Raw genomic sequence first — 4,916 nt, 5'->3', positions numbered from 1 at the left:
GTATGAGCATGCCCCATAAAAGTACTTTATTAAACAAAAGCTGGTCCTCCCTATCGTTTGGTATGTTTTAGTATTTCTAGTGAGTAAAATTTTATCCTTTCGTTGGTGCCGGGCTAGGGAAAACCATCGCGGAAATTTAACAAAGCCTTTTTTATGCAGTGTTGTATACAATAAATTTCTCGACCTAAAAAATAATAAAGATATTTATTTTTTGTTCTTAGGTTTTGGATTTGTTTATTTCGGGTAAAAAGAATGGGGTTTCACTACTTAAATCTTGTTATTAGGGAGAAAATAACGAAGCATATTATTACTTAGTGAATTACATACAAATATATAGATAGATAAAGGAGTTCTTTCATGGGGTCTGAAATGAATTATAAAATCGGTGGTATTGATTTTGGCTGGGATCTAGATAAGGGAAGATTCATATTTGAAGGCGAGGATGCAGTCCTTTTTTGGATTTCTTCTGCGATGAAGACTTTCTTCGATACAATTGAAGAAATTTCTGGGGAAGAGGCTTCAAATCTTGTTTTTGAATCCACTGGATTCCGTCAAGGACTTGTTGTTGGTCAATATTTTGAAAAAATAAAGGAAATCACTGTCGCGGAAGCAGCAGACATGATTACCTCCACTTATGCTTCGGCAGGCTGGGGTCTTACACGAATAGAAGATTTGAATTTTGAATCAAAAACATTTACTGCGATCATGAAGGATAGCTGGGAGCATAAGGTGAATGTTGCTCAAGGGAAAACAAAAGGGGGGAGTTTTCTTCCCGCCCACTATGCCGGTGTATTTTCCGGTCTTTTTGGCACTACCATTTGGTACAAAATCAAGCAGCATCAGCTTGAAGGACACGAACACAGCATTATTGAATATTTCCCTTCAAATATTAAAATATCAGACAATATTCACGAGCTGGCACGCAAAAAAGAATCAGATCAAATCAGGCAGCTTGAAAGCGTTGTAGAGGAAAAGACAGCTGAATTAAAAGAATTGGTTAACAGGCTTTCTTCTCCAATCATTCCTGTCCTCGATGGAATAGTAGTAGTTCCTTTGATCGGAAAGTATGAGGAGGATCGGGCTGAACAGCTTATCATAAATACATTAAATAAACTTCCGTCTTATAAAGCAGGCTATCTGGTCCTTGATCTGACCGGGCTCGATCAAGAAATCGGCCGGCATACAGTCAGTCTGATCGAGAAAATCGGTTCAGCAGCGAAACTAATAGGAACAAAAACGATACTTGTAGGGATTTCATCCGAACTTGGAATTGCCATTACGCAATCAAGTATCAACCTGTCTAAGTTTGATTGCTTCCAGACTCTGCAGCATGGCATTCATTATGCGATCGGCCAAATGGGGCGGAAAATAATATAACGAACAAAGGCTCCCGCAACTGCGGAAGCCTTTGTTTTTTTTAAGAAATATCTCTGATTTAATCCAGGCCAAGCTTCCTGACTGGCAGGTGCCATTTAAATGTGTATGACAAGACCCGGAGTGCGGTGATGGCTGCAAATAATCCGTACAACTCCACCGCTTGATCAGCCATTCCCAGGCCGATAACGAGGCCAGCAAGTACAGCCCAAACAGCATAAATTTCAGCTTTCAATACTAGTGGTTTACGACCTGCGAGCAAATCTCGGATAATTCCGCCTCCACTGCCTGTCAATACAGCTGCAACGATGACGGCACTTAGCGGATGGTCCATATTTGAAGCATAGATGGCACCTTGTATTGCGAAGGCAGCCAATCCGATTGCATCAAAGAAATTGCCCCATCGCTGCCAGTGTTTTAACAGGTTACTTGGGAAAATAAAAACGATTGTAATGGATAGTAAGGCTAGGTTGAAAAACAGACCCTGATCCCATAGTGCTGATACAGGTACGCCAATCAGCAGGTTTCTGATGGCCCCTCCGCCAAACGCAGTCACAATCCCTAATATATAAACACCGAAGATATCATATTCTTCTTCCATTGCAATAATCGCACCGCTGATCGCGAATGCAACTGTGCCAATCATGCTGAGTACTTCCCATGTCATTTTATGCTTTTACTCCTCTTGTGTAAGTGATCTTTGAATACTAAAATAGGAAAATGCAAACATATTGATTTTATCACTTTCTTCCCGATTTACAACCACTTTAGCCCAATATTGCAAAATTTTTGTTTACCTATAATTTTTGGTATGATGTTTTTAGCTATATATAATGAAAGAAGGGTGTTATTTGGAACGAGAAAATGTACTTGAGAAGGTAATCCTTGTAGGCTGCCAGACTGCCGATGAAGACGATCTCCGCTTTCAATATTCAATGGAAGAACTCGAATCTCTGACAGAAACGGCGCAGGGGACAGTAATGGTGCAAGTTGCCCAGAAACGGGTTAAGGTCCATCCGGCTACATACATAGGTAAAGGAAAGGTAGAAGAGCTTCAGGCGCTAGAAGAGGAGCTTGAGCCAGACTTAATCATATTCAACGATGAATTATCTCCAAGCCAAAACCGCAATCTTTCTGCCGGGTTAAAAGCAAGGGTCATTGACCGGACACAGCTGATTCTTGATATATTTGCCCAACGTGCCCGCTCGAAGGAAGGGAAGCTCCAGGTTGAGCTTGCACAGCTTCAATACCTATTGCCTCGTCTCGCGGGAAAAGGGATTGAGATGTCACGCCTTGGTGCGGGTATTGGAACGAGAGGCCCAGGGGAGACGAAGTTGGAATCCGATCGCCGTCATATCCGCAGACGGATTGATGATATCAAATCCCAGCTTGCTGTCATTGTTCAGCATCGCGACCGTTACCGAGAACGGCGCAAGAAAAACAAAACGTTCCAGATAGCGCTTGTCGGTTATACAAACGCCGGCAAGTCTACCCTGTTTAACCGGCTGACGGAAGCAGATTCTTATGAAGAAAACCAATTGTTTGCGACGCTGGATCCGATGACAAGAAAAGCGATTTTGCCAAGTGGATTCACGGCGTTGCTAACGGATACGGTTGGTTTCATCCAGGACTTGCCGACGACTTTGATCGCTGCTTTCCGTTCGACGCTTGAAGAAGTTCGGGAGGCTGACCTGCTGCTGCATGTAGTCGATATGTCGAATCAGGATTATTTTTCGCACGAACAGACGGTAAATAAATTGCTTGAAGATCTCGAAGTTCAGCAAATTCCACAGCTCACCGTATATAATAAACGGGATATCGTTCATCAGGATTTCGTACCGAACGCAAAAAACGAAACAGCCTTTATCAGTGCATTCAGTGAAGAAGACAGGAAAAATCTGCTGTTAAAAATTGAGCAAACCATCATGGGCATGATGGAACCATTCCATGTCATTGTTCCTTCAGATGAAGGCAAGCTGCTGGCGCAGCTGAAAAATGAAACGATCCTGCGTGAACTTTCTTTTGATGAAGATAAGCAGGGGTATGTTTGCAAAGGATTCTCTTTGACTGACCATCAAATTACTGGGCAGTTGAAAAGGTTTTCTTTTTAACAACTGAAATTTAATTTTAGCATTTACAATAGATAGGAGAACAACATGTTTACACAGCTGAAAAATGGGCAAAGGCTGCAACCGCTCGTAAGCGAGATCGAGCAGCAGATTGCCGGAGTGCATAAAAAAATAGATGAGCGAATTGATACGAACCAATTCAGAGTACTGCAAAGCTTCCAAAGAAACCGAGTAAGCGATTCACATTTTATCCCGACTACAGGCTATGGCTATGACGACGCAGGCAGGGAGACGGTTGAGAAGATTTACGCCGAAGTCTTTGGCGGTGAAGCGGGGCTGGTCCGTCCACAAATCATTTCCGGAACACATGCGATTTCGATCGCGCTGTTTGGAATCCTTCGTCCTGGAGACGAACTTTTATACATTACTGGTAAACCATATGACACGCTTGAAGAAATTGTTGGCATCCGTGGTACAGGGAATGGCTCTTTAAAGGAGTTTGGCATTTCCTACAATACTGTCAATCTGACAGAAAAAGGGGAAGTAGATTGGGATGCTGTAGAGAAGGCGATTAAGCCAGAAACTAAGATGATCGGGATCCAGCGCTCAAAAGGATATGCGACAAGGCCGTCGTTCACAGTTTCAGAAATAGGTGAAATGATAAAGTTCGTAAAAGAAATCAAAAGCGATGTAGTCGTTTTTGTTGATAACTGCTATGGTGAATTCGTCGAGGAGCTTGAACCATGCCATGTTGGTGCGGATTTAATGGCAGGATCGTTGATCAAGAATCCTGGAGGCGGGATTGCCAAAACAGGCGGCTATATTGTAGGAAAGACAGAATACGTCGAATCATGCTCATACAGGATGACCTCTCCCGGCATAGGGGCAGAGGCTGGCGCTTCACTTTATTCACTTCAGGAGATGTATCAGGGTTTCTTTATGGCGCCGCATATTGTGGCTCAAGCGTTAAAGGGTGCAGTTTTTACAGCAGCGCTGCTTGACCGCCTTGGCATGAACTCTTCACCAAAATGGGATGCAAGGCGTACAGATCTGATTCAGTCAGTCCAGTTTGATGACAAGGATAAGATGGTTGCTTTTTGCCAGGCGATTCAATTTGCTTCACCAGTCAATTCTCATGTTACCCCATACCCTGCTTACATGCCTGGATATGAAGACGATGTGATCATGGCGGCTGGTACATTCATCCAGGGAGCAAGCATTGAGCTGACAGCAGACGGTCCTACCAGGGCCCCATATGTAGCCTATGTCCAGGGGGGACTGACCTATTCACATGTGAAAATGGCTGTTTGCCTCGCGGTGGATTCTTTAATTGAAAAAGGTTTAATTCAAATAAAATAGGAAAATATACAACAGGACAGCTTGTTTTTAATGTCCTGTTATTTTTTTATGAAATTTCATGTCAGATAATCTAACATATGTTTGACAACATATATAACATTGAATATAATGAGA

Annotated in this window: 4 protein-coding genes; 3 read left to right on the top strand and 1 reads right to left on the bottom strand. The window is 42.7% G+C overall.

Features of this window, described 5'->3' with window-relative positions:
• Window positions 1–357: 357 nt before the first annotated feature.
• Window positions 358–1,377, top strand: coding sequence for an STAS domain-containing protein (locus WB217_RS12685; RefSeq protein ID WP_423993580.1), 1,020 nt, complete (start codon window positions 358–360; stop codon window positions 1,375–1,377).
• A 58-nt stretch (window positions 1,378–1,435) separates the two neighbouring features.
• On the opposite strand, the gene WB217_RS12680 is transcribed toward WB217_RS12685, so the two are convergent.
• Window positions 1,436–2,041 (bottom strand): trimeric intracellular cation channel family protein, encoded by a 606-nt coding sequence (locus WB217_RS12680; RefSeq protein WP_423993579.1) that lies wholly within the window; start codon window positions 2,039–2,041, stop codon window positions 1,436–1,438.
• A 184-nt stretch (window positions 2,042–2,225) separates the two neighbouring features.
• Here WB217_RS12680 and hflX point away from each other — a divergent pair, with 184 nt between their 5' ends.
• Both hflX and WB217_RS12670 read left to right on the top strand, forming a co-directional pair.
• Window positions 2,226–3,485 carry a GTPase HflX gene (hflX, locus tag WB217_RS12675; RefSeq protein ID WP_423993578.1) on the top strand — a complete coding sequence of 420 codons (1,260 nt, stop codon included), beginning with the start codon at window positions 2,226–2,228 and terminating at the stop codon, window positions 3,483–3,485.
• 45 nt (window positions 3,486–3,530) lie between these two features.
• Window positions 3,531–4,802, top strand: coding sequence for an aminotransferase class I/II-fold pyridoxal phosphate-dependent enzyme (locus WB217_RS12670; protein WP_423993577.1), 1,272 nt, complete (start codon window positions 3,531–3,533; stop codon window positions 4,800–4,802).
• Window positions 4,803–4,916: the final 114 nt, after the last annotated feature.

The sequence above is a fragment of the Mesobacillus sp. genome, assembly GCF_049588175.1.
GTDB lineage: Bacteria > Bacillota > Bacilli > Bacillales > Cytobacillaceae > Mesobacillus.
This window is presented reverse-complemented; position numbering and strand designations above follow the sequence as displayed.

Bases quoted from the DNA above. Each gene is read 5' to 3' on its own strand.
- WB217_RS12685 (WP_423993580.1), top strand. From the start codon at position 358: ATGGGGTCTGAAATGAATTATAAAATCGGTGGTATTGATTTTGGCTGG.
- WB217_RS12680 (WP_423993579.1), bottom strand. From the start codon at position 2,041: ATGACATGGGAAGTACTCAGCATGATTGGCACAGTTGCATTCGCGATC.
- WB217_RS12670 (WP_423993577.1), top strand. From the start codon at position 3,531: ATGTTTACACAGCTGAAAAATGGGCAAAGGCTGCAACCGCTCGTAAGC.